This window comes from Nitrospirillum viridazoti CBAmc, assembly GCF_000730165.1.
In the GTDB taxonomy this organism is placed as follows: Bacteria; Pseudomonadota; Alphaproteobacteria; order Azospirillales; family Azospirillaceae; genus Nitrospirillum; species Nitrospirillum viridazoti.
On record NZ_CP022111.1, the window covers coordinates 591,799 to 616,490 of the forward strand.

Annotated in this window: 18 protein-coding genes; 9 read left to right on the forward strand and 9 right to left on the reverse strand. The window is 67.8% G+C overall.

The window, feature by feature from the left end; all coding sequences use genetic code 11:
- Positions 1–283: 283 nt before the first annotated feature.
- On the forward strand, positions 284–1,861 hold the full coding sequence (locus Y958_RS16050) for an aldehyde dehydrogenase (NADP(+)) (RefSeq protein ID WP_088873038.1): 1,578 nt from the start codon (positions 284–286) through the stop codon (positions 1,859–1,861).
- A 69-nt stretch (positions 1,862–1,930) separates the two neighbouring features.
- Positions 1,931–2,857, forward strand: a complete 927-nt coding sequence (locus Y958_RS16055; RefSeq protein WP_088873039.1) for a Gfo/Idh/MocA family protein — start codon at positions 1,931–1,933, stop codon at positions 2,855–2,857.
- A 176-nt stretch (positions 2,858–3,033) separates the two neighbouring features.
- Here the strand turns inward: Y958_RS16055 and Y958_RS16060 are convergent, their stop codons facing one another.
- From Y958_RS16060 to ytfQ, 6 genes are read right to left on the reverse strand one after another with little or no spacing between them, the layout of a single operon-like run.
- A complete protein-coding gene (locus Y958_RS16060; protein ID WP_004274185.1) occupies positions 3,034–4,842 on the reverse strand; it encodes an IlvD/Edd family dehydratase in 1,809 nt (602 codons plus the stop codon).
- A 56-nt stretch (positions 4,843–4,898) separates the two neighbouring features.
- The gene (locus Y958_RS16065) at positions 4,899–5,633 is read right to left on the reverse strand and encodes a FadR/GntR family transcriptional regulator (RefSeq protein WP_088873040.1); all 735 of its coding nucleotides are present in this window, start codon (positions 5,631–5,633) and stop codon (positions 4,899–4,901) included.
- 9 nt (positions 5,634–5,642) lie between these two features.
- Positions 5,643–6,713 carry a galactofuranose ABC transporter, permease protein YjfF gene (yjfF, locus tag Y958_RS16070; RefSeq protein ID WP_211098671.1) on the reverse strand — a complete coding sequence of 357 codons (1,071 nt, stop codon included), beginning with the start codon at positions 6,711–6,713 and terminating at the stop codon, positions 5,643–5,645.
- The gene (locus Y958_RS16075) at positions 6,713–7,723 is read right to left on the reverse strand and encodes an ABC transporter permease (RefSeq protein ID WP_088873041.1); all 1,011 of its coding nucleotides are present in this window, start codon (positions 7,721–7,723) and stop codon (positions 6,713–6,715) included. The genes yjfF and Y958_RS16075 overlap by 1 nt, the downstream gene beginning before the upstream one ends.
- Complete coding sequence (locus Y958_RS16080; protein ID WP_088873042.1) at positions 7,720–9,252, reverse strand: sugar ABC transporter ATP-binding protein; 1,533 nt, start codon at positions 9,250–9,252, stop codon at positions 7,720–7,722. Before Y958_RS16080 ends, Y958_RS16075 begins: the two co-directional genes overlap by 4 nt.
- Positions 9,252–10,205, reverse strand: a complete 954-nt coding sequence (gene ytfQ / locus Y958_RS16085; RefSeq protein ID WP_081486693.1) for a galactofuranose ABC transporter, galactofuranose-binding protein YtfQ — start codon at positions 10,203–10,205, stop codon at positions 9,252–9,254. Before ytfQ ends, Y958_RS16080 begins: the two co-directional genes overlap by 1 nt.
- Before the next feature lie 337 nt (positions 10,206–10,542).
- On the opposite strand from ytfQ, the gene araD1 reads away from it, so the two are divergent.
- The 3 genes from araD1 to Y958_RS16100 all read left to right on the forward strand — a co-directional run bounded on the left by araD1 (position 10,543) and on the right by Y958_RS16100 (position 16,568).
- Positions 10,543–11,538 carry an AraD1 family protein gene (gene araD1 / locus Y958_RS16090; RefSeq protein WP_088873043.1) on the forward strand — a complete coding sequence of 332 codons (996 nt, stop codon included), beginning with the start codon at positions 10,543–10,545 and terminating at the stop codon, positions 11,536–11,538.
- 424 nt (positions 11,539–11,962) lie between these two features.
- Complete coding sequence (locus tag Y958_RS16095) at positions 11,963–14,902, forward strand: TonB-dependent receptor domain-containing protein (protein WP_244909543.1); 2,940 nt, start codon at positions 11,963–11,965, stop codon at positions 14,900–14,902.
- Positions 14,903–15,152: 250 nt separating this feature from the next.
- The gene (locus Y958_RS16100; protein WP_088873045.1) at positions 15,153–16,568 is read left to right on the forward strand and encodes an amino acid permease; all 1,416 of its coding nucleotides are present in this window, start codon (positions 15,153–15,155) and stop codon (positions 16,566–16,568) included.
- A 131-nt stretch (positions 16,569–16,699) separates the two neighbouring features.
- On the opposite strand, the gene Y958_RS16105 is transcribed toward Y958_RS16100, so the two are convergent.
- Positions 16,700–18,463 (reverse strand): alpha-amylase family protein, encoded by a 1,764-nt coding sequence (locus Y958_RS16105; protein ID WP_244909544.1) that lies wholly within the window; start codon positions 18,461–18,463, stop codon positions 16,700–16,702.
- A gap of 127 nt (positions 18,464–18,590) precedes the next feature.
- Here Y958_RS16105 and Y958_RS16110 point away from each other — a divergent pair, with 127 nt between their 5' ends.
- From Y958_RS16110 to Y958_RS16120, 3 genes are all read left to right on the forward strand, one after another.
- Positions 18,591–20,183, forward strand: coding sequence for an alpha-N-arabinofuranosidase (locus tag Y958_RS16110; protein WP_088873046.1), 1,593 nt, complete (start codon positions 18,591–18,593; stop codon positions 20,181–20,183).
- Positions 20,180–21,700 carry a glycoside hydrolase family 27 protein gene (locus Y958_RS16115; RefSeq protein WP_244909545.1) on the forward strand — a complete coding sequence of 507 codons (1,521 nt, stop codon included), beginning with the start codon at positions 20,180–20,182 and terminating at the stop codon, positions 21,698–21,700. Before Y958_RS16110 ends, Y958_RS16115 begins: the two co-directional genes overlap by 4 nt.
- Positions 21,701–21,796: 96 nt before the next feature.
- The gene (locus Y958_RS16120; protein WP_088873047.1) at positions 21,797–22,438 is read left to right on the forward strand and encodes a GntR family transcriptional regulator; all 642 of its coding nucleotides are present in this window, start codon (positions 21,797–21,799) and stop codon (positions 22,436–22,438) included.
- Positions 22,439–22,477: 39 nt separating this feature from the next.
- On the opposite strand, the gene Y958_RS16125 is transcribed toward Y958_RS16120, so the two are convergent.
- Positions 22,478–23,113 (reverse strand): glutathione S-transferase family protein, encoded by a 636-nt coding sequence (locus Y958_RS16125; RefSeq protein ID WP_088873048.1) that lies wholly within the window; start codon positions 23,111–23,113, stop codon positions 22,478–22,480.
- Positions 23,114–23,272: 159 nt separating this feature from the next.
- Here Y958_RS16125 and Y958_RS16130 point away from each other — a divergent pair, with 159 nt between their 5' ends.
- On the forward strand, positions 23,273–24,181 hold the full coding sequence (locus Y958_RS16130) for a sigma-70 family RNA polymerase sigma factor (protein WP_088873049.1): 909 nt from the start codon (positions 23,273–23,275) through the stop codon (positions 24,179–24,181).
- Here the strand turns inward: Y958_RS16130 and Y958_RS16135 are convergent.
- Complete coding sequence (locus tag Y958_RS16135) at positions 24,149–24,616, reverse strand: SgcJ/EcaC family oxidoreductase (protein ID WP_088873050.1); 468 nt, start codon at positions 24,614–24,616, stop codon at positions 24,149–24,151. The genes Y958_RS16130 and Y958_RS16135 overlap by 33 nt on opposite strands.
- Between the last annotated feature and the right edge of the window lie 76 nt (positions 24,617–24,692).

A 24,692-nucleotide genomic window follows, 5' to 3' on the forward strand; every position in this document is an offset into this window, starting at 1 on the left:
CGCGCCCAGGCGCCGGCCAATACCTTGTAACGCGAGGTATAATGCCTTGTGCCGCAAGGTATGGCAAGGGCCCTCCGCCATGGCTGCCCCGCCATTGCATGTTACCGGTATCAAGCCTACATTCCCGATCGCGACCGTCGATGCCGCACGCCCTCGAATGGCCCAGCTGTAAGGCACGTCCACCGGGGAAGTGTGGATTTATCGTACAAATTTGGCTAACAAGGGGCGGCGCCCCGGCAACAGGCCACCCGTCGGGGGGCCACCAGAGGGATAGGAACACCAGATGTCTTTGCACGGTAAGCTGCTGATCGGCAGTGCCCGCGTCGCCACCGACGCCACCTTCACCGCCATCGATCCCGCCACCAACGGGGCTCTGGACACCGCCTTCGCCCAGGGTGGCCCGGACCATGTGGCCCAGGCCTGCGCGCTGGCCTGGGAGGCCTTCGACACCTTCCGCGAAACCAGCCTGGAACTGCGCGCCAGCCTGCTGGAAAAGATCGCCGACAACATCCTGGCCCTGGGCGACGCCCTGCTGGAACGTGTCGGCCAGGAAAGCGGCTTGCCGCGCGCGCGCCTGGAAGGCGAGCGGGGCCGTACCATGGGCCAGCTGCGCCTGTTCGCCAGTGTCGTGCGCCAGGGTGACTGGCTGGGCGTGCGCGTGGACCCGGCAATGCCGGAGCGCAAGCCGCTGCCCCGTGCCGACCTGCGCCTGCGCCACATCCCGGTGGGTCCGGTGGCTGTGTTCGGCGCCAGCAACTTCCCCCTGGCCTTCTCCGTCGCCGGTGGCGATACCGCTTCCGCGCTGGCCGCCGGCTGCCCGGTGGTGGTGAAGGGCCATCCCGCCCATCCCGGCGCCAGCGAGATGGTGGGTGAGGCCATCGCCGCCGCCGTCAAGGAACTGGGCCTGCCCGAGGGCGTGTTCAGCCTGCTGAGCGGCACCACGAATGAGCTGGGTGGCGCCCTGGTCGCCGACCCGCGCATCAAGGCCGTGGGCTTCACCGGCTCCCGCGCCGGCGGCCTGGCCCTGGTGCGCATTGCCCAGAGCCGTCCGGAGCCCATCCCCGTCTATGCGGAGATGAGCAGCATCAACCCCGTGCTGCTGATGCCCGCCGCCCTGAAGGCGCGCGCCGAGGCCCTGGGCCAGGCTTTCGTCGGTTCCCTGACCATGGGGGCCGGCCAGTTCTGCACCAACCCCGGCCTCATCATCGCCGTCGAGAGCCCGGATCTGGAGCGCTTCATCGCTGCCGCCACCGAGGCGATCGGTAAGACCACGCCCCTGGTCATGCTGACCCCCGGCATCGCCAAGGCCTACAAGCAGGGCGTGAAGGCCCTGGCCGACAGCCCCAGCACCACCATCCTGGCCCAGGCGGCCGAGGGTGAGGGCAACACCTGCTCCGGCGTGCTGTTCAGCGTGACGGCGGCCGACTTCCTGGCCGACCCGGCCCTGGCGCACGAGGTCTTCGGTTCGTCCTCCGTCATCGTCCGCTGCCCGGACGTCGACGCGGTGAAGGCGGTGCTGGAAGGCCTGGAGGGCCAGCTGACCGCCACCATGCACCTGGACGAGGCGGACTATGACGCTGCCGCCGCCCTGCTGCCCACGCTGGAACGCCGCGTCGGCCGCATCCTGGCCAACGCCTGGCCGACGGGTGTCGAGGTCTGCCATTCCATGGTGCATGGTGGCCCGTACCCGGCCACGTCCGACGCCCGCACCACCTCGGTGGGTACGCTGGCCATCGACCGCTTCCTGCGCCCGGTCTGCTACCAGGATCTGCCGGACGCGCTGCTGCCGGCGGCGGTGAAGCATGGCAATCCGCTGGGCCTGAACCGCCGTGTCGATGGCGTGGTGCAGCCCGGCAAGTAAGTCGTCACGGGGGCGGGTCGGAAACGCGGCCCGCCCTTTTTTATAAAAATCAGGGGAGCTCAAGAGCGCATGTCACCGATCAAGATCGGCCTGGTGGGTGTGGGCAAGATCGCCCGCGACCAGCACCTGCCCGTCATCGCCGCCAATCCGGATTATGACCTGGTGGCGGTGGCCAGCCGCAACGCCACGCTGGACGGTGTGGACAGCTATGGCAGCCTGGACGCCCTGCTGGACGCCCGGCCGGAGATCGAGGCCGTCGCCCTCTGCACCCCGCCGCAGGGCCGCCATGCCCTGGCCCGCCACGCGCTGGAGCGTGGCCGCCACGTGCTGCTGGAAAAGCCGCCCGGGGCCACCCTGGCCGAGGTGCACGACCTGGTTGGCCTGGCCAAAGAAAAGGGTCTGGCCCTGCTGGCCACCTGGCATTCCCGTTACGCCCCGGCGGTGGAACCCGCCCGCGCCTGGCTGGCGGGCCGCACGCTGAAATCGGTATCGGTGTCGTGGAAGGAAGATGTGCGCCACTGGCACCCGGGCCAGGAATGGATCTGGCAGCCGGGTGGCCTGGGCGTGTTCGATCCTGGCATCAACGCCCTGTCCATCATCACCCACATCCTGCCGCGCGCCCTGGTGCTGAAGGCCGCCACGCTGGAATTCCCGGCCAACCGCCAGGCCCCCATCGCCGCCCAGCTGGACTTCCAGGACCTGTCCGGCGTGCCGGTGCGGGCGGAGTTCGACTGGCGCCAGACGGGCCCGCAGAGCTGGGACATCGTGGTGGAGACCACGGACGGTACCCTGGCGCTGAACCGTGGCGGGGCCGCCATGAGCATCGACGGCGTCGCCCATCTGGAAGAACCGGAGGCGGAGTACGCTAACCTCTACGCCCTGTTCAGCCGCCTGGTGCGCAACCGCCAGGTGGATGTGGACCTGGCCCCGCTCAGCCATGTGGCCGATGCTTTCCTGTGCGGTCACCGCGTGCTGGTGGAAGAGTTCCACGACTAAGCCCGACTGCTGCGGTTCCAGGGTCCGAGAAAGCTGGCGGCGCCCCGCCGGCTTTTTTCATAATGCCTTGCGCCTGCCCGCGCGTGCGGGTTTGTCGGCGCGGCTGAAGTCATCAGCAGCCCATAAAAAAGGCGGCGGCGCCACGTCAGCGCCGCCGCCTTCCTCCTACCCGCGCCTCAGTGGTTGTCGCGCGGGATGCCGTTGGTCTGGGCCACGCGCTGGTACTTCACCGCCGGCTCTAGCACGGCGCCGTCGCCCAGCTGGCCGACCATGCCGCGCTGGATTTCCTGCCACGGCGTCTGGCTGGCCGGGTATTGGTAGCCGCCGGCGGCCTCCAGGGCCTGGCGGCGGGCGGCCAGTTCGGCGTCGCTGATCAGGATGTTGGCGGTGCCGGCCTTGAGGTCGATGCGCACCCGGTCGCCCGTCCGCAGCAGGGCGATGGTGCCGCCGGCCGCCGCTTCCGGCGAGGCGTTCAGGATGGAGGGGGAGCCGGAGGTGCCGGACTGCCGGCCGTCGCCGATGCAGGGCAGGGCGGTGATGCCCTGCTTGATCAGGTAGGCGGGCGGCCGCATGTTCACCACCTCGGCGGCACCCGGGTAACCCACCGGGCCGGCGCCGCGCATGAACAGCAGGGTATGGGCGTCGATGCCCAGGGCCGGGTCGTCAATGCGGTGGTGGTAATCCTCCGGCCCGTCGAACACCACGGCCCGGCCCTCGAAGGCTTCGGGGTCATCGGGATTGGATAGGTAGCGGTCGCGGAACTCATCCGAGATCACGCTGGTCTTCATGATGGCGTTGTCGAACAGATTGCCGCGCAGCACCAGGAAGCCGGCATCCTTCTTCAAGGGCTGATCGAAGGGACGGATGACGTCGGGCAGCTTGATCTCGGCATCGCGGCAATTGTCGCCGATGGTCTTGCCGTTGGCGGTCAGCGCGCCTTCGTGGATCAGGCCCTGCTTCATCAGTTCCGCCACCACGGCCGGCACGCCACCGGCGTGGTGATAATCCTCACCCAGGTATTCGCCCGCCGGCTGCAGGTTCACCAGCAGCGGCACCTTGTGGCCATGGGTCTGCCAATCCTGCAGTTCCAGATCCACGCCGATGTGCCGGGCGATGGCCGCCAGGTGGATGGGGGCGTTGGTGGAACCGCCGATGGCGGAGTTCACCACGATGGCGTTCAGGAAGGCCTCGCGCGTCATGATATCCGACGGCTTCAGGTCCTCGTTCACCATTTCGACGATGCGCTTGCCCGTCTCATAGGCGATCTGCTGGCGCTCGCGGTAGGGGGCGGGGATGGCGGCAGAGCCGGGCAGCTGCATGCCCAGCACCTCGGCCAGGCTGTTCATGGTCGTGGCCGTGCCCATGGTGTTGCAATAGCCGGTCGAGGGGGCGGAGCTGGCCACCAGCTCGATGAACTTGCGCTGGTCGATCTCGCCGGCCGCCAGCATCTGGCGGGCCTTCCACACGATGGTGCCGGAACCGGTGCGCTCGCCATTGTGCCAGCCGTTCAGCATCGGGCCGACGGACAGGGCGATGGCCGGGATGTTGACCGTGGCGGCGGCCATCAGGCAGGCGGGCGTGGTCTTGTCACAGCCGATGGTCAGCACGACGCCGTCCAGGGGGTAGCCGTGCAGCAGTTCCACCAGGCCCAGATAGGCCAGGTTGCGGTCGAGGCCGGCCGTGGGGCGCTTGCCGGTTTCCTGGATGGGGTGGACGGGGAATTCGATGGCGATGCCGCCGGCCTGGCGGATGCCCTCGCGCAGGCGCTGGGCCAGCACCAGATGGTGACGGTTGCAGGGGCTGAGGTCCGACCCCGTCTGGGCGATGCCGATGATGGGCATGCCCGACTGCAGCTCATCCAGGGTCAGGCCGTAGTTCAGGTAGCGCTCCAGATACAGCGCCGTCATGTCCGGGTTGTCGGGGTTGTCGAACCAGGCGCGGGACCGCAGTTTGGGCTTGCCGTTGGAAGGGTCGGACGACGTCATTGCAGGGCTTTCTTCAGGAATGCGGTCAAGGCGTTGAATGGGAAGGCGGGGGGACTTCAGGCGGCATCGGGGTCGGGCAGGTCCAGCCGGCCGAACCCGGAATCGATGACGGCCAGCATGGCGTGCGCGGCGGCCGCGCTGTCGCCCGCCTCGATGGCGTCGGCGATGGCGGCGTGGCTGTTGACCACCTCTTGCTGCAGGACGGTTTCGTCCACGGGGGACGAGAGCGAGAACGAGGCCAGCAGCGCCGCCTCGATCACCGCCGCCAGGGACCGCATCATGGGGTTGCCGGAGGCGGCGCTGACTGCGACGTGGAAGGCCAGGTCCGCTTCGGCGAAGCTGCGGCGGTTGTGCCCCGGCTCCGCCATGCGGGCGACGGCGCGGCGCATGTCGGCCAGCTGTTCGGGTGTGCGGCGCTTGGCCGCCAGGGCAGCGGCGCGCGGCTCCACCGCGCTGCGCATCTCATAAAGGTGGCGGCGCATGGCGTCGTCCAGGCCTAAGCTCACGCGCCAGGACAAGAGGTCGGCATCGAAGAAGTTCCAATGCGTCGGATCCTGCACCTTGGTGCCCACCCGCGTTTTGGAGACGACCAGTCCCTTGGCCGCCAGGGTTTTCATCACCTCCCGCAACACCGTGCGCGAGATCTGGAAGCGGACCAGCAGGTCCGGCTCCGGCGGCAGGTTCACGCCCACGGGCAGGGCGCCGCTCAGGATCTCCATGCCCAGGGTGCGCACGATCTGTTCATGGTGCGACAGGGGACGTTCAGGCGATGACCAGGTCGAGAGGGTCATGGGCGCGGCTCAGCTGGCGGACGGCGCGGCGGCGCCGGAGGAGGGACGGGAGGCGGGGGCCGACGTGGCCTGATTGGGCGTGTTGGGCGCGGCGGGGCCCGCCCCCGACCGGCCATACCGGGCGGAGGCCACCAAAATCAAGCGTTGTACGGCGATGAACAGGAAGAGCAGGGCCCCGATGGCGATTTTGGTCCACCAGCTGGACAGCGTGCCGTCGAAGGTGATCCAGGTCAGGATCAGCCCCTGGATCAGCACGCCGATGAAAGAGCCGGCCACGCCGCCCACGCCGCCGGTCAGCAGCGTGCCGCCGATGACCACGGCGGCGATGGCGTCCAGCTCCACCCCCGTACCGGTCAGGGCGTAGCCGGACCGGGTGTAGAGGGAGAAGACGATGCCGGCCAGCGCCGCCATCAGGCTGCAGAAGGCATGCACCAGGATGGTGGTCCGGCCGGTGTTGATGCCCATCAGTTGGGCGAAGTGCGCGTTGCCGCCCAGGGCGAACACCCGGGCGCCGAAGCGCGTGCCGTGCAGCAGGATGCCTCCGGCCAGGAAGGTCAGCAGCATGATGCCGGCCACCAGCGTCAGCCGTCCGCCCCCGGGCAGGGCCAGGGCGGTGGCTGCCAGGGTGTCGTAGGCGGCGTTGTGGATGGGGATGGAATCGGTGCTGATCAGCAGGGCGCAGCCCCGGGCCAGGAACATGGCCGTCAGGGTGACGATGAAGGCCGGCGCCTTCAGGTAATGGATGGCGGCACCCACGCCGGCGCCGAACAGGCCGCCCAGCGCCAGCACCAGGGCGAAGGCCAGCGCCGGGGGCAGGCCGGCGCCTTCGATCAGGCGGGCCAGCGCCACCGTGGTCAGGCCCATGACGGCGCCCACCGACAGGTCGATGCCGCCGGCCACCACCACCACGGTCATGCCGACCGCCAGGATGCCCAGAAAGGCGTTGTCTGTCAGCAGGTTGCCCATGACGCGCAGGCCCAGCATGGCCGGATATTGGGCGGCGCAGACGGCATAGATCAGGACGAAGACCACCACCGTCGCCAGCAGCGGCAGGGTGCGCGTAGTCACGAAACGGCCCATCACGCCTGGGCCTCCTTATTCTTGAGTCGGGCCATCAGGCGTGTGGCCACCGGTCGGAAGGCGGGCGATTGCTGGGTCAGCACGGCGGCGACCACCAGCGCCATCAGCACCAGGTTCAGCTCCGGCGGCAGGCCCGCCCGCAGGATGGCGGTGCGCATGGCCTGCAGGACCAGGGCGCCCAGGACGGAGCGGCCGATGCTGAACCGCCCGCCATACAGGCTGGTGCCGCCGATGACCACAGCCAGGATGGCGTCCAGCTCCAGCCACAGGCCGGCGTTGTTGGCGTCGGCCCCCTTGATGTCGGCCGTGGCGATCAGGCCGGCCAGCGCCGCCATCAGACCGGACCAGACATAGACGGCGCCCAGCACCAGGCCGGTATGGACGCCGGCCAGGCGGCTTGAGCGCGGGTTGGTGCCCACGGCCTCGACGAACAGGCCCAGCGCCGTCGCCCGCACCAGCAGGCCGGTAAGGCCCGCGGCGGCCAGGGCCAGTACCACGGGCAGGGGCAGGGCCGCCAGTGTCGAGCCGGCCACGGCGATCAGATGTGGTTCGGTGAAGGTCAGGATGCGGCCCTCGGTGATCAGCTGGGCGATGCCGCGTCCGGCCACCATCAGGATCAGGGTGGCGACGATGGGCTGCAGGCGGAACACCGCGACCAGCAGGCCGTTCCACAGGCCGCAGACCAGGCCGGTGGCCAGCGCCGCCAGGATGGCGACCGGCCAGGCCAGGCCGGCGTTCACGCCCGCCGCGGCGACGGCGCCGGATATCGCCATGATGACACCCACCGACAGATCGATGCCGCGTGTGGCGATGACCGGGGCCATGCCCACGGCCAGCAGCATGACGGGCGCCCCCCGGTTCAGGATGTCGATCAGGCCGCCGAACAGCCGCCCGTCCTGCAGGCGCAAATCCAGGAAGCCAGGTGCCACGAAGACATTGACCAGCAGCGCCACCGCCAGCAGCGCGAGCTGTGGCCGCGCCGCCTTCAGGCGTTGCGTAACGGCGCTCATGCCGCACCTCGGGTGTGATGATCCGCCGCGATGGCGTTGACGATGGCCGCGGGGGTGATGGAGTCCCCCTCCAGCAGGCCGGCGGGGGCGCGATCACGCATGACCAGCACCCGGTCGGAATAGGCCGCAACCTCCTCGATCTCGGACGAAATGACGTAGAGCGCCATGCCCCTGTCCCGCAGGTTCTCCAGCAGGCGCACAATCTCGGCATGGGCACCCACGTCGATGCCGCGCGTAGGTTCATCCAGGATCAGCAGGCGGGGTTCGGTGGCCAGCCAGCGGGCCAGCAAAGCCTTCTGCTGGTTGCCGCCCGACAGCAGCTGGATGGGCTTTTCCGCATCCGGCGTGCGGATGTCCAGCAGTTTGATGTAGCGGTCGGCCAATTCGTGCTGCTGCGCCGTCGACAGGCGCCGCCACCAGCCGCGCTTGGCCTGCAGGGCCAGCACGATATTCTCGCGGATGCTGAGGCCGGCGACGATGCCGTCCAGCTTGCGGTCCTCCGGACAGAAGCCGAAGCCCAGGCGGATGGCGTCGCGCGGGCTGCGCAGGGTGACGGCCTTGCCGTCCACCACCAGCTGGCCTTGGTCCGCCGTTTCCACGCCGAACAGCAGCATGGCCGTTTCCGTGCGGCCGGAGCCCAGCAGGCCGGCGGCCCCCAGCACGGCGCCGGCGTGCAGCTCCGCGTCGAAGGCCCCGACCAGGCGGCGCCGGCCCAGGCCTTCCGCCCGTACCAGCGGGGCGCCGGCGGGGATGCCCGCGGCCGGGCGGCGGCTCAGGTGGCTTTCCGCCGTGGGCGTCTTGCCCAGCATCATGGCCACCAGGTCCAGGCGGGGCAGGTCGGCGGTCCGCCGCTCCCCCACCAACCGGCCGTTGCGCAGCACGGTGATGCGGTCGGTCAGGGCATAGACCTGGTCCAGGAAATGGGTGACGAAGACGATGGCTAGGCCCTGGTCGCGCAAGCTGCGCAGCAGGGTGAACAGGGTCTGCACCTCCGCCGTGTCCAGGCTGGCGGTGGGTTCGTCCAGGATCAGCACCTTGGCCGACAGGTCCACCGCGCGGGCGATGGCGATCAGCTGCTGCACGGCGGTGGAAAAGTCGGACAACGGCCGGCTGGCGTCGATGGTGAGGCCGAAGCGGCGCAGCAGGGCCGCACCCTCCTGGTTCATGCGCGACCGGTGCACCAGGCCCCAGCGCGTGGGCTCCCGTCCCAGGTACAGGTTCTGCGCCACCGTCAGGTTGGGCAGCAGCGTGATCTCCTGATAGACGGCGGCGATGCCGGCCTTCACCGCACCGCCGGGCCCGTCCGGGTCGATCTCCACGCCGTCCATGGTGATGGTGCCGCCGTCACGCGGCTGGGCCCCCGTCAGCAGGTTGATCAGGGTGGACTTACCGGCGCCGTTCTCCCCCAGCAGGGCATGGATTTCCCCCGCGCGCAGGGTCAGGTCCACGCCGTCCAGGGCGCGCACGCCGGGGTATTGCCGGGTCAGGCCCCGGGCCGCCAGCACCACCGGGGGTGGGGTGACCGCCATCAGTACAGATCCTTGCGACGGGCGTATTCGGCGGCGGCGGTGTCGGGCTCATACAGCTTGGACGGCGTCTGCACCCACTTGGGCGGCGGGGCGTGGTCCTTGCGGTACGCCAGCAGGATGTCGTAGGCGCGCGGCGCCATGTCCGGGGCCAGTTCCACGGTGGCGTTGGCATCGCCATCGGCCATGGCCTTGAAGATGTCGGGCACGCCGTCGATGGACACGGTCAGGATGTCGGTGCCCGGCTTCAGGCCCGCTTCCTTGATGGCCTGGATGGCGCCGATCATCATGTCGTCGTTGTGGGAATAGACGGCGCAGATGCTGCCCGGCGCCTCGGCCTTCAGGAAGCCCTCCATGACCTCCTTGCCCTTGGCGCGGGTGAACTCGCCCGACTGGGTGCGCACCAGGTGCAGGTTGGGGGCGGTCGCGATGGCTTCCTCGAAGCCCTTCTTGCGGTTGGCCACCAGGCTGGCGCCCACCGTGCCCTGGATTTCCACGATGCGGCAGTCGCGGCCCTGCACCTTGCCCGCCAGCCAGCGGCCGGCCACACGCCCCTCCTCGATGGTGTCCGAGGTGACAGCCGTCAGGTACAGATCGACGTTGGGCGTGTCGATCTGCCGGTCCAGCAGGATGACGGGGATGTTGGCGGCCTTGGCCTCGCCCAGCACCTCATCCCAGCCGCTGGAGACCACGGGGGCCAGCAGGATGGCGTCCACGCCCTGCGCGATGAAGGAACGCACGGCCTTGATCTGGTTTTCCTGGCGCTGCTGCGCGTCGGAGAATTTCAGGGTGATGCCCCGCTGTTCCGCGCCCTGGCGGGCCAGCTTGGTCTCCGCGGCGCGCCAGCCGGATTCCGACCCGATCTGGGAAAAGCCCACGGTCAGGCCCTTCTTGTCGCCGCTGTCGCATCCGGCCGCCAGGCTGCCCAGCAGCACCGCCGTTCCGATACCCAGCATCCGACGCGCCAAACCCTGGCGAGAGATTTTCCGGCTTCCCAGCAGCGTTTTCATATCCATCCCTGTCTCATGTTCACCCCGTCGGGGCCGTCCGCCGACTATCCTTTCCAGGAGATGGCGGCCGTTTGTTATGGGTCATATGATATTATTTATGGGGGCTACTCAAGCCCCCTTTGCATCCTGGACATCGTCCCCCTGGTGACGAAGTCGCTTGCCCCCGAAAAGGGCTTGGACTAGACAGAAATAGTATTATTAAATGAGCACGTCCAGCCCCCTGGTGCCGTCGTCCCGGCCGGGCGGACCACAGTCACGCAAAACAATCGTCAGGGAAACACCCATGGTCCTGCGTCTCCTCCAATATGTCGATGCCACGGGCGCCCGTGCCGTCGCCGCCCGCCACGATGATGGTCCGGCGCACACGGTGCCGGGTGCCGCCAGCGTCTATGAGCTGGCGCAGCGGGCCATCGCCGCGGGCTTGGGCCTGGCGGCGGCGGTCGAGGCGGCGGGCGTGGGCGGTCCCGTGGACCTGGCCGCCTTGGTGGCCGAGGGCCGCCTGCTGGCGCCGCTGGACCATCCCGATACCGCTCACCTGCTGGTCACCGGCACGGGCCTGACCCACCTCGGGTCGGCGGAAGGCCGGGACAAGATGCACAAGGATCTGGCCGATCCCGCCAAGCAGACCGACTCGATGCGCATGTTCCGCCTGGGGCTGGAGGGCGGCAAGCCGGCCGCCGGACAGGTGGGCGCGCAGCCGGAATGGTTCTTCAAGGGGGACGGCAGCATCGTCACGGCGCCGGAGGCACCGCTGGCCTCCCCCGCCTTCGCCCTGGACGGGGGGGAGGAACCGGAGATCGTGGGCCTCTACATCATCGGTCCCGACGGCACGCCCTTCCGCCTGGGCTACGCCCTGGGCAACGAATTCTCCGACCACGTGACCGAGCGGCAGAACTATCTCTACCTGGCGCATTCCAAGCTGCGCCCCTGTTCCTTCGGGCCGGAACTGCTGGTGGGGCCGCTGCCGGCCGACATCCGGGGGACGACGCGTATCGTCCGCGATGGCCAAGTGGCGTGGGAGAAGCCCTTCCTGTCGGGTGAGGCCAACATGTGCCACAGCCTGGACAACCTGGAACACCATCACTTCAAGTACGCCGGTTTCCGCCGCCCCGGCGATGCCCACGCGCATTATTTCGGCACCGCCACCCTGTCGTTCAGCGACGGCTTCACCACCCGGCCGGGCGACCGGTTCGAGGTGGAGGCCGCACCCTTCGGCCTGCCGCTGCGCAACCCGCTGACGGTGAAGGACGCGGAAGCGGTGACCGTGACGGCGCTGTAGCCCGCGACAGCGTCCGCCGGAGATTTCTGGGGAGCCGAAGGCGGACTGGAAATCGAGGACAAGCCAAGGCCACGGATGTGGCCGCCCGGCGCCTGAGGGGGCATTTGAGCGATCACGATCAAATGCCGCACGTATAAGCGCCACGCCCGCGCACCGGTGCCCATCCTAAGCCGGATGGGTGATTTTTACGGCGACACCTTTGCAACCGCCCTCCCCACCGGGGAGGGCGGCTTTTGGCGTTTGTCTGTCGCGACGCGAGTTAACTATTTGAAGTAGCGCAAAGTTTGGTCGCCGCTGATGCGTCGGCGACACACTTTCGAATAAATCATACGATATACGATATAAGATATTTGACAGGTCCGTGGCATTTGCGGGACGGTTGTTCAGCGCGCACTAACGGGGGTGCGCGGTCTGGGAGATAAGAATGCAAAAGATTCATGCGAAGTCCGCCCCCGGGTCGGTGCTCCGCTCGGGCCGCGCGTCGGTCCTGGCGGCGGGGGCCGCCATGGTGGCATTGATGGCGGGTGGCCAGGCGCTGGCCCAGTCCGTCGATGACCTGCAGGAAATCGTCATCACCGGTTCGCGCATCAAGCAGGCGAACCTGACGACGGCCAGCCCCCTGACCACGGTGGGGTCGCAGGACCTGCAGTATCAGGGCACGACCAATATGGTGGACGCCCTGAACCGTCTGCCGCAGGTGACGGCGGACGCCAATGACAATGTGTCCAACGGTGCCGACGGCACCTCGCGCGTCAACCTGCGCAACCTGGGTTCCAACCGTAACCTGGTGCTGATCGACGGCCAGCGCATGCTGCCGCCGGAAACCTCCGACATCAACTTCATCCCTACCGCGATGGTGGACCGGGTGGATGTGGTCTCGGGCGGCGCCTCGGCGGTGTACGGTTCCGACGCCGTGTCGGGTGTCGTGAACTTCATCCTGCGCAAGAACCTGGATGGCGTGCGCGCCGACGTGCAGTACAGCATCGCGCAGCATGACAACGGCAACACCGCCCTGCGGTCCCTCAGCCAGGCCAAGAACTTCGCCACCGCCCCCAGCGAGGTGTGGGATGGCATCAAGAAGGACATCAGCGTCGCCGCCGGCACCAACTTCGACGGCAAGAAGGGCAACGTCACGCTGTTCGCCGGCTATCACTATTCCATGCCGGTCACCCAGGATAAGCGCGACTATTCCAATTGCGACCTGAACCTGAAGGACGCCAACACCTTCATTTGCGGCGGTTCCAGCAACAACGCCTACGGCCTGTTCTATCCGCTGAGCGGCCCCAACGCGAACACTACCCTGGTGAACGCCAAGGACGGCAGCAAGACCTGGGTGCCGTACAACAGCAGCTTCGCCTACAATTACACGCCCACCAACTACATCCAGCGCACCGACAAGCGCGAGACCGGCGGCTTGGCCGCCCACTATGAATTTGCCAAGGAAATCGAAGCCTACGGCAACTTCATGTACATGAACGACCACAGCTTCTCGCAGGCGGCACCGTCCGCCCTGTTCCAGGGCACGACGTTCAACATCAACTGCAACAACCCGCTGATGTCGTCGGCCCAGGCGTCCACGCTGTGCGGCGCCGACGCCGGCACCAACACCGACGCGCAGACCTTCATCGGTTACCGCCTGACCGGCCCCGGCAGCCAGCCGCGCCGCGACGACCTGCGCCACATCGACTACCGCTTCACCGGCGGCTTCCGCGGCGAGGTGTGGGACGGCTGGAGCTACGACGCCAACTTCCTGTGGTCCAAGGCCATCCTGAACGAGACCTACATGAACAACGTCGACAACACCAAGGCGCAGCGCGCCCTGGAGGTTGTCAACGTGAACGGCGTGCCCACCTGCAAATCGGTGATCGACGGCACCGATCCGACCTGCGTGCCCATCAATGTCTTCCAGTACAACGGCATCAGCCAGGCCGGGTATACCTACCTCTACTCGCCCAGCCACACCCATGGCGCCCAGACGGAAAAGGTGGGCAGCCTGTCCATCAACGGCGATCTGGAGCAGTACGGGATCAAGAGCCCGTGGGCCAAGAAGGGTGCGGCCATCGCGCTGGGCTATGAACACCGCGAGGAAACGCTGCTGTTCGAGGCGGACCAGGTGGCCCAGGCCAACGGCACCCTGCCGTCGCATGGCAGCCTGAGCGTGGACGAAGGCTACGGCGAACTGCAATTCCCCATCATCCAGGACAAGCCCCTGGTCGAGGAACTGCTGTTCAACACCGGCTACCGCTACTCCAAGTACGACTACCTGGACGGCGGTGTCAGCACCTACAAGTTCGAACTGCAGTACGCCCCGGTCAGCGACGTCCGCTTCCGCGGCAGCTACAACCGCGCCGTCCGCGCCGCCAGCATCTCCGAACTGTTCGCGCCGACCACGCTGGGCAACGTCGCGGCGGTGGATCCCTGCTCGGGCTCCAGCCCGACGGCCTCGGCGGCCCAGTGCGCCCTGACCGGCGTCACCTCGGCCCAGTACGGCCACATCGCCGACTGCCCCTCGGCCGTCTGCGTCACCCAGGGTGGCGGCAACAGCGCGCTGAAGCCGGAAACGGCGGACACCTTCACCGCCGGCGTGGTGCTGACCCCGACCTTCATTCCCAACTTCTCCGCCACGCTGGACTACTACAACATCAAGGTTGACGGCTACATCTCGGCGCTGGACGCCCAGACGGTCATCAACCAGTGCGTCCAGACCGCCAACCCGTACTTCTGCGGCCTGTTCCACCGCGCCAAGGGCTCGGGCGTGCTGTTCGGCACCGACGGCTACATCATCGCCGGCAACCAGAACACCGGTCACCTGCAGACCTCGGGCGTGGACATTGACGTGTCCTACAAGCTGGCCTTGGAAGACGTCGTCAACCGCAACTGGGGCGACCTGGACTTCAACCTGACGGGCAGCGTGTTGCTGACCCGTGAGACCCAGCCGCTGCCCAGCCTGGGCACCTATGACTGCACCGGCCTGTTCGGGCCGACCTGCGGCCAGCCCAACCCGCGGTGGCGCCACCAGTTGCGCACCACCTGGTCCAGCCCCTGGGTCCCGGCCACGGTGTCCCTGAACTGGCGCTTCATCGGCCCGACGTCGCTGTCCAGCAACACGGCCAACGACTTCCTGGCCTCCGACTTTGTCGGCATCAACGCCAAGCTGCCGTCGTACAGCTACTTCGACCTGGCGATGACCTACAAGATGACCGACTACCTGTCGCTGCGCGCGGGTGTGAACAACATCCTCGATCGCGACCCGCCGGCCATCGCCTCCAGCCTGCTCAGCAGCTTCGGCAACGGCAACACCTACCCGGGTGTCTACGACCCGCTGGGCCGCACCATCTTCGTCGGTGCGACGGTGGAGTTCTAAGGCCTGGGCCTGGAACGGAGATATCCCCGCCCGGGTGGTCCCGGGCGGGGTTTTTTGTTGGAAAGCGGGCCTTCCGCGCCACAAAATGTCGTTTGAAACGGCTAGGGCAGTTAAGGTGTTGACGCCCGCGCTGATCGGTGTCCAAACAGCTTCCAGCCGACAGGCGTCGCCCCAGGGCAAGGGGGCGGTGCCCCTCAGGGGAAAAGGTCGGCGGCGGGGGCTAAAACACGTTCTAGATGGGGACTGCTTTATGACGTTCTGGACGCGCCGTAAGGCGTTGGACGCTTTGGCGCACGTGGACCAAAGCCGGCAGTTGCGCAAGACCTTGAGTTGGCCGCACCTGGTGGCCCTGGGCATCGGCGGCATCATCGGCACGGGCATCTACACCCTGACCGGCATCGGTGCCGAGCGCGCCGGCCCCGCCGTCATCCTGGCCTTCGCCGCCTGCGGCATCCTCTGCGCCTTCGCGGCCCTGACCTACGCCGAAATGGCCACCATGATGCCGGCGGCCGGCAGCGCCTACACCTACACCTACTCGGTACTGGGCGAAGGGTTGGCCTGGATCATCGGCTGGTCCCTGGTGCTGGAGTATGCCGTCACCTGCAGTGCCGTGGCGGTGGGCTGGTCGGGCTATATGGTCGGTCTGCTGGAAAGCATGGGCATCCATTTGCCCAAGGAACTCATCGCGGGGCCTTATGCCGGCGGCGTCGTCAACCTGCCGGCCATCGTCATCACCGCGCTGGTCACGGCCCTGCTGGCCAAGGGTGCGAAGGAAAGCGCCACGGTCAACATCGCCCTGGTCGCCATCAAGATCATCGCCCTGGCGGTGTTCGTGGGCCTGACGGTGTTCAGCCTAGTGCCGGAAAACTTCACGCCGTTCATGCCCTACGGCTTCGTCTCCCACATGGACGACGCCGGCCATGTGCGCGGCGTGATGGCGGCGGCAGCCATCGTCTTCTTCGCCTTCTTTGGCTTCGACGCCGTGTCGACCTCGGCGGAAGAGGTGAAGAACCCCGGCCGTGACCTGACCATCGGCATCCTGGGCTCCATGGTCATCTCCACCATCATCTATATGATCGTGGCCGCCTGCGCCGTGGGCGCCTGGCCCTTCGCCGAGTTCGCCGCCAGTGGCGAGCCGCTGGCCTTCATCCTGCGCAGCCTGAACCATCCCGGCGCTGCCTGGGCCATCGGGGCTGCCGCCATCGTGGCCCTGCCCAGCGTCATCCTGGTGATGATGTTCGGCCAGACCCGCGTGTTCTTCGTCATGTCGCGTGACGGCCTGCTGCCCCGTGGCCTCAGCGATCTGGGCCCCGACCGCCGCTCGCCGGTGAAGGTGACCCTGCTGGTCGGTCTGTTCGTGGCCCTGTTCGGCGGCTTCCTGCCGCTGGCCACCATCGCGGAGCTGTCGAACGCCGGCACGCTGGCGGCCTTCATCTCTGTCTCCGTCTGCGTCATGGTCCTGCGCGTGACCAAGCCGGACATGCCGCGCCTGTTCCGCTGTCCCGCCGTTTGGGTGGTGGCCCCGCTGGCGGTCATCGGCTGCCTCTACTTCCTGTACTCCCTGCCCGGCACCACGCTGCGCAACTTCGCCATCTGGCACGTGATCGGCCTGGTGATCTACCTGGGCTACAGCCGCCGGACCAGCCTGCTGAACAAGGCTGTGTAAAGGCGACCACGCTTGAAATGAAAGGCCGCCTGCCCGGATGGGTCGGCGGCCTTTTTCTTTGTTTTCCTCAAGTGCCGGCGGGCATCCGCCCGCCGCGCTCCCCGGAAAATCCCGGCGGCCGCAGTCGCGGCCTACTTCCGCCGCGCTTCACCCCAGGCCTTGGCCTGTTTGATGTAGTCGGCCATGGCGGCGCGTTCCTTGGTGAAGGTGTCGTCGATGACGGTGATGGTGGGGATGGCGCGCTGGTGGGGCGGGATCTCGGGCTTGTAGGTGCCGAAGCCCGCCTCGTGCACGCCGGTGCTGCCCCGGCCGGGGGCCGGGCGGCTCAGATGCTGGTAGCTGCGCACGTGACCGTCGTAGGCGGCCGGGGCCAGGGCGTAGCGTGTCACATGGCTCATGGGGATGAAGGCCATCTGGGCGTCGTACAGCATCTCCCCCACCGGCGGGATGCCGGGGTGGCGCTGGGCCAGATCCTGCACCAGCAGGCGCGTGCCCTCATGCATGTCGGCCTTGGTGTTGTTGATGGCCGCCCCGGCGATGTCCAGGAAATAGCCGTCGACGCCGAACTGCCTGATGGTGGCGGAGATGCGCTCCCCCAACCAGCGGCGCCAGGAGTCCACGCCCAGGTTCATGAAGGGCATCCAGCCCTCGCCGGACCGGTCGTTGTCCCAGTCCACCCAGTTCAGGTCGAAGGAATCGCCGTCCACCCGCTCCGTCGTGGCGTCGGCGAACAGCTTGAACTCCTCCCACACCTTGTTGGCGCTGTTGGTGCCGAACATGGGGACGATGCGGAAGCCCAGCTTCTGCGCCTGGGTGACCAGGCGCTTGAAGCCCTCCGCCCCGCCCATGCGCGGGTCGGGCTGGTACAGGGGGTAATTCCAGTAATAGCGCCCGTCCCAGGCCGGCAGGAAGACCATGACGCGCTTCGGGTCGATCTGCGTGGCGGCCCAGCGCAGGATCTTCAGGATGCGGGCATAGTCGTTGAAGATGTAGCCGGTCCAGTGCGCGCCGTGGATGCTCAGCACCAGGTCGACCTCCCGCATCCACGCCGGCATGTCCGGCCGGGTGGCCAGCGGCGGGATGCCGTAGGTCTTTTCCACATGGGCGAAGTGGGGGGCGACGGCGGCCGCGTAATCCGCCGCAGGGCCCACCCGCCACGGCGGGGTCGCCAGGCTGGTGGCCCTGGCCCAACCCTCGCCCTCATGGATCAGCTCGACGCGATAGCCGTCCGGCCCCGGCTGGAAGAAGAAGCGGCAGGTGCGCACCGCCGTCTGCCGCGCCGACAGGGCGAAGTGACGGCCATCGGCGGCCTTCAGCACAGCCAGGGGCGTCGCCACCCCATGGAAGAAGTTGGGATATTCGAAGACCTTCTCATCATCCTTCAAAGCGGTGAAATCCTGGCCGGAGACGGAGATTTCACCGCGCGGCAGGCCGCGCACCACGGTGGTGATGGACTTCACCGGGTGTTGGGCCTCGGCCTTGGCCATCCATTGCACCGTGCCGTCCGCCTCCACCGTGAATTCGGCCACCAGCGTGCCCGGCGCCTTCTCTTGCCCGCCGGCCCACAGCAGGCCGTCGCAGGTCAGGATGGTGCGGTTACCGTCGCGCACCACGCGCGTCACCGTGGGGTCGATGGCGTAGGCGTTCTCATACGTCTGTACCCGGAAGCCCATCAGCAAAGGGCCCACCTGCACCGACGCTTCGGGGAAATCGAAGCTGAACTGCAGCACCGCCTCGCCCCTGGCCGGGGTGTAGACGCCGCTGCGCGAGGTCAGCAGCTGCAAGTCCGGGCTGGGCGTGCCGGACGCCGCTGCCGCCGGGGCGGTGGCGGCCAGCGCCGCGGCGGTGCCGGCGCCGCTGGCCAGGAAGGCGCGGCGGGTCACTGGATGGGGCACGGGTGACGTCTCCTGTTCCTGCTTGTTCTTTTCCGGCGGTGGCCGGCCCGCGAATGGTTTACAACCTCGCTGCCGCCGGATAGTACTATTATACGACTTAAAAATACCACAGGGAGTGCCTCCAGGAATGATCCGTGCTCTTCGCCCCGCCGGGCGCCTCGCCGCCGCCGTCCTGCTGGCGGGCACCGCCCTGGGCGGTACGATGGCCTTCGCCGCCGCCCCCTCGGCCACGGTGACCGTTCAGGCCGACCATCCCGGCCCGGTCATCGCCAAGGAGATCTATGGCCAGTTCGCGGAGCATCTGGGCACGCAGATCTACGGCGGCATCTGGGTGGGGCCCGACAGCCCCATCCCCAACATCCACGGTTACCGCAAGGACGTGGTGGAGGCGCTGAAGGCCCTGCATGTGCCGGTGGTGCGCTGGCCCGGCGGCTGCTTCGCCGACGAATACCATTGGCGCGACGGCATCGGCCCTAGGGAGCGCCGTCCCGTCATCGTGAACACCAACTGGGGCGGGGTGGAAGAAAACAACGCCTTCGGCACCCATGAATTCATGGACTTCTCGGAACTGATCGGCGCCGGAACCTACGTCAACGGCAACCTGGGCAGCGGCAGCGTGCGCGAGATGGCCGACTGGGTCGCCTACATGACGGCGGACAATCACGGCAGCCTGGTGCAGGAGCGGCGGGCCAACGGCCGGGACAAGCCCTGGACGCTGAACTGGTTCGCCGTGGGCAACGAGGTCTGGGGTTGCGGCGGCAACATGACGGCGGATTACTATGCTGACCTGCTGCGCCAGACCCGCACCTTCCTGAAGCCGGGCGCCGGCCAGCCGACGAAGTTTATCGCCGTGGGTCCCAGCGATGACGACACCGCCTGGACCGAGACCATCATGGCGCGGGCGGCCAAGGAAATCGACGCGCTGTCCATGCACTATTACGACGTGGCCTCACTGAACAGCGTGCCCAAGGGCACCTGGAAGGTGAAGGGCTCCGCCACCGACTTCAATGAGACCGAATGGTTCGCCAGCATCTTCGGCGCCTACCAGATCGGCACCTACATCAGCCACCACAGCGCCATCATGGACAAGTACGACCCGGAGAAGCGGGTCGCCCTGGTGGTGGATGAATGGGGCACCTGGCACGACCCGACGCCGGGCAGCAACCCCGGCTTCCTGCAGCAGCAGAACACCGTGCGCGACGCGGTGGTGGCGGCGATCAGCCTGAACATCTTCCATGCCCATGCCGACCGCGTGCGCATGGCCAACATCGCCCAGATGGTGAACGTGCTGCAGGCCATGATCCTGACCGACGGGCCGCGCATGGTGCTGACGCCCACCTACCATGTCTTCGACATGTACAAGGGCTTCCAGGGCGCCACCAGCCTGCCCGTTGCGGTGACGGGGCCGGATTACAGCCAGGGCGGCCGCACCGTCCCCGCCGTCAGCGCCTCGGCCGGCCGTGGCACGGACGGCGTCACCCGTCTGGCCCTGACCAACGTCGATCCGAACAAGGCGGCCCCCGTGCAGGTGCGCCTGGCCGGGCTGAAGGCGGGCAAGGTGACGGGCCGCATCCTGACGGGCCCAGCCATGAACAGCGACAACACCTTCGACCATCCGCAAACAGTGGTGCCGGCGGACTTCGGTGACGCCAAGCTGTCGGGCGACACCGTCAGTGTGACCCTGCCGGCCAAGTCTGTGGTCGTTTTGGAACTGAAATGACCAAGTGTGTCCTTGGCGTCCTGGCCGGTGTTCTTCTCACCGGCCAGGCGTGGGGCGCCGATCTGACGGGCGACTGGGTCTTCCAGGCCGCCCCGTCCTTCCCCTGTTTCACCAAGATGGCCATCCGCCAGGACGCGGCTGGCCTGCACGGCACCATCACGTCTGAGTGGTATGGCGATTTGCCCATGCTGGACTTGAAGGTGGTGGGGGAGGGCCCGGCAGGGGAAAGGCTGGTCTTCCATATCGACAACGGCAATCCCAAGCTGAAGCCCCTGGACCTGACCCTGGCGCCGAACGGGCAGGGCGTGACGCTGACCGGCCAGGTCTGGTACGAGAAGCAGGAGGCCACCGCCCATCGCGCCACGGCGGCGGAGATGGCGGCCCTGGACTTCCCCACGTATCCGCTGCCCGCCCCGGCCCATGTACCCAGCAACGGCCTGGCCCGCACCCCGCCCATGGGGTGGAGCAGCTGGAACAAGTTCGCCGAGGCCATCGACGACAAGACGGTGCGGGAGATCGCCGACGCCCTGGTGCGCAGCGGCCTGCGCGACGCCGGCTATGTCTATGTCAACATCGATGACGGCTGGCAGGGGGAACGGGGGCCCGACGGCGTGCTGCATCCCAACGCCAAGTTCCCGGACATGAAGGCCCTGGCCGACTATGTCCATGCGCGGGGGCTGAAGCTGGGCATCTACAGCTCCCCCGGGCCTAAGAGCTGCGCCGGCTATGCCGGCAGCTACGGCCATGTGGAGCAGGACGCCCGCACCTGGGCGGAATGGGGTATCGATTACCTGAAGTACGACCTCTGCTCGGGTGAGGGCTTCTACCACACTGCGGAGACGGTGCAGGCCGTCTATCAGCAGATGGGGGCGGCCCTGGTCGCCGCGGGGGCCGCCACCGGCCGTCCCATCGTCTACAGCCTGTGCGAATATGGCCGCTTCGACGTGGGCGCCTGGGGCCGTGACGTGGGCGGCAACCTGTGGCGCACTACCGGCGATATCGAGGACAGCTACGCCAGCATGGCGGCCATCGGCTTCGACAAGAACGGCGTGCCCCATCATACCGGCCCCGGCGGCTGGAACGACCCGGACATGCTGGAGGTCGGCAACGGCGGCATGACGACCGAGGAGTATCGCACCCACATCAGCCTGTGGGCCATGATGGCGGCCCCCTTGCTGATGGGCAATGACGCCCGGTCCATGCCCCGGGACACGCTGGCCCTGCTGGGCAATGCCGAGGTCATCGCCATTGATCAGGATCCGCTGGGCCGCCAAGGCTTGCCGGTGCGCAAGCAGGATGGGACGGAGGTCTGGACCCGGCCCCTGGCCGACGGCTCGGTCGCCGTAGGCCTGTTCAACCGCACGGACAAGCCGATGGCCATGACCGCCGATTGGCCCGCCCTGGGCCTGGGGGACCATCCCAGCGTGCGCGACCTGTGGGCCCACCGCGGCGTTGTATCGGGTGCGGTCCATACCGTGCCGGCGCACGGCGTGGTGCTGCTGCGCGCCACCCGGTAGGTGTTAGCGTTAACAGTGCCAGCGGATTTTTATTCGGGAAATGCTATGATGGGGCACGGCAGTTCGCCGCGACCCTCTCCCGACTGAATCCGCCGCATGAGCATCATCGTTCGCAGCCTGCCCGACCAGGCCTATGAAATCGTGCGGGAGCACATCCTGCTGGGCACCATGGCGCCGGGCACGGCGGTGCAGCAGGCGGCGGTGGCCAGCCAGCTGGGCATCAGCAAGATCCCCCTGCGCGAGGCCTTGGGCCGGCTGGAGCAGGATGGCCTGGTCACCTCCTTTCCCAACCGGGGCTATGTGGTGAACACCCTGACGGCGGAAGAGGCGACGGAGGTGTTCGCCCTGCGCCTGAAGCTGGAACCCGGGGCGACGGCGGATGGCGCCCGGCGCGCCACCCCGGCCGACCACGAGCACGCCCGGGCCGAGCTGCTGGCGCTGGAGCGGGAGCAGGGGACCGCCGGCACCGGCCACGTCACCCACAACCGCGCGTTCCACATGGCGCTGATCCGCCCGGCGGGCGGCATCACCAGCCAGCTGATGGAACGCCTGCACATCCTGTCGGAACGCTATGTCCGGGTGCACCTGGAACCCCAGGGCCGTGACGACAGGGCGCGGGACGAGCACCGTGCCCTGTTCGATGCCTGGATGGCCGGCGACGCCGCGGTGGTGGAGACGCTGACCGCCCGGCACATCCAGGGCACGCTGGAGGATTTGCAGCGTGAGCTCGCCGGCTGACCGGAACGCGGCGGGTGTGACCCCGCCGCGCTTGACGTCTCACGCTGCCACGGCTGTCGCTTTCGGTGCCGCCTTCACCCAGGCGGGCTGTTCCCGCATGTGGTCCAGATAGCGGTTGATGTTGGGGAAGGGCGTCCAGTCAAAGGGCGTCACGCTGCGATAGCCCTCCAGGCAGACCAGGCCGTAGTCGGCCAGGGTGACGCCGTCGCCCACCAGGTAGGTGCGGCCGGCCAGGTGGCTTTCCAGCACGGGGGCGAAGCGAGCCAGATCCTGCTGGAAAAACGCCATGACCTCGGCCGCCGGCTCGCCCAGGCCGTTGCGGGGCTTGATGATGCTTTCGAAGATCAGGGTGCCCCAGGCCTTGTTGAAATGCGCCTGCTCCCAGAACTGCCAGCGGGTGACGTCGGCGCGCACGGCGGGATCGTCCGGAAACAGGGATGAGCCGCCGGCCTTGGCCACCAGGTACTGGTTGATGGCGCAGCTCTCCCACAGCGTCAGGCCGCCGTCCACCAGCACCGGCACCATGCCGTTGGGATTGAGGGCCAGGAAGCCGGGCTGACGCGTTTCCTGCTTCATGAAGTCCAGGGTGTGGACATCGACCGCCAGGCCCAGATGGTGGATGACGGCCAGGACCTTGCGGGCGCTGGGGGAACCGGGAAGGGTATAAAGTTCCATGATGCGTATGCTCCTTGGGTTTGGGGAACACCGCTAAGACGCCGGCGGCGCTGCAAAAGATACGGACCCGGACCGGCAAATATTTTTCGCACCCCCTGTAACCTTCCACCGACCTGGATCGTCCTTGGGGGATGCACCCCAGCGGAAGGCGTCTTTCCCATGCTCCAGATCCATTCCCGGCCCCAGACGGATTTCGACCGCCTGGTGCGCGACCTGCGCCCTCGGCTCTACACCTTCTGCGCCCGCATGGTGGGCTCTGTGGCGGAGGGGGAGGATGTGCTGCAGGATACCCTGCTGAAGGCGCTGCAGGCGTGGCCGGGGGCGGACCGGCTGGATAGTCCGGAGGCCTGGATGTTCCGCATCGCCCGCAACGCCGCGCTTGATGCGCTGAAGCGCGGCGGCCGGACGGAGCCGCTGGAGGATCACGAGCATCTGGCGGTGGAGACGACGGACGCGCTCAGCCAGCGCGAGCTGGCAGAATTCGGCCTGCGCCCCTTCATGAAGCTGTCGGCCGCCCAGCGCGCCTGCCTCATCCTCATGGACGTGCTGGGCTACACCCTGGCGGAGATCGCGGCCATGCTGGACATGAGCGTGCCGGCGGTGAAGGCCGCTCTGCACCGGGGCCGGGCCAAGCTGCGCGCCCTGGCCGCCACGCTGGAGGAACCGGTGCCCCTGGCGCTGTCGGCGGAGGAGCGGGCGCACCTGGCCCGCTATGTCACCCTGTTCAACGCCCGCGATTTCGACGCCGTGCGCGCCCTGCTGGCCGACGACGTGCGCCTGGATCTGATGGGCGAATTCACCCGCCACGGCCGTGCGGGCGTGGAGCCGTACTTCGGCAACTACAGCCGCCTGCTGGGTTGGCACCTGGTGCCGGGCACCATCGACGGCCAGCCCGGCCTGCTGTCCTACCGCGACGGTGCCATCGCCAACTTCATCTTCATCAGCTGGCGGGACGGGCGCATCACCCGCATCCGGGATTTCTTCCACTGCCCGGTGGCGCGCGGCATGGCCGACGCCCGTCCCCTGGAGATGGCTTCACTCCGGGAGGGTGGGGCCATCCATATCTGATTCCCGGCTGAGGTGCCCCGTCAGGCTTTCGGGCGCGATGGGGACGGAGGTGTGCTCCTGCGCGATGAGCCACGCCGTCTTTCCCTGGGGCCCCTCGCGCTTCACCAACTGCCAGCTCAAGCGGTTCTGCATGGACCGCAGCTTGGCCCCCTCCGGCGTCAGGGCGGTGTAGGTCAGGAAGGCGCTGAGGCCCGCGGCCTCACTACCGCCCACCACCCGCACCGCCTCTGCCGTGACCTGCACGCGCTCGTCATTGAGCCCGCCCAGCCAGGCCTCCACCGACTGCCGCCAGGCCGCCCGGTCGGGATAGGACCAGGTATCCCAGGTGTCGAACACCACCACGTCCTCGGCATAAAGCGCCAGCAGCGCCGCCGCGTCCCGGTTCCACACCGCCTGGCGGTAGGCCTCCAGAACCGCTTTCACCTCTTCTTCCATATCGCTTCTCCTGTGAGCGTTGAGCCTGGAAGACGAACGACAAGGGGTGAAGGATACAGGGGCGATTTGGTTTTTT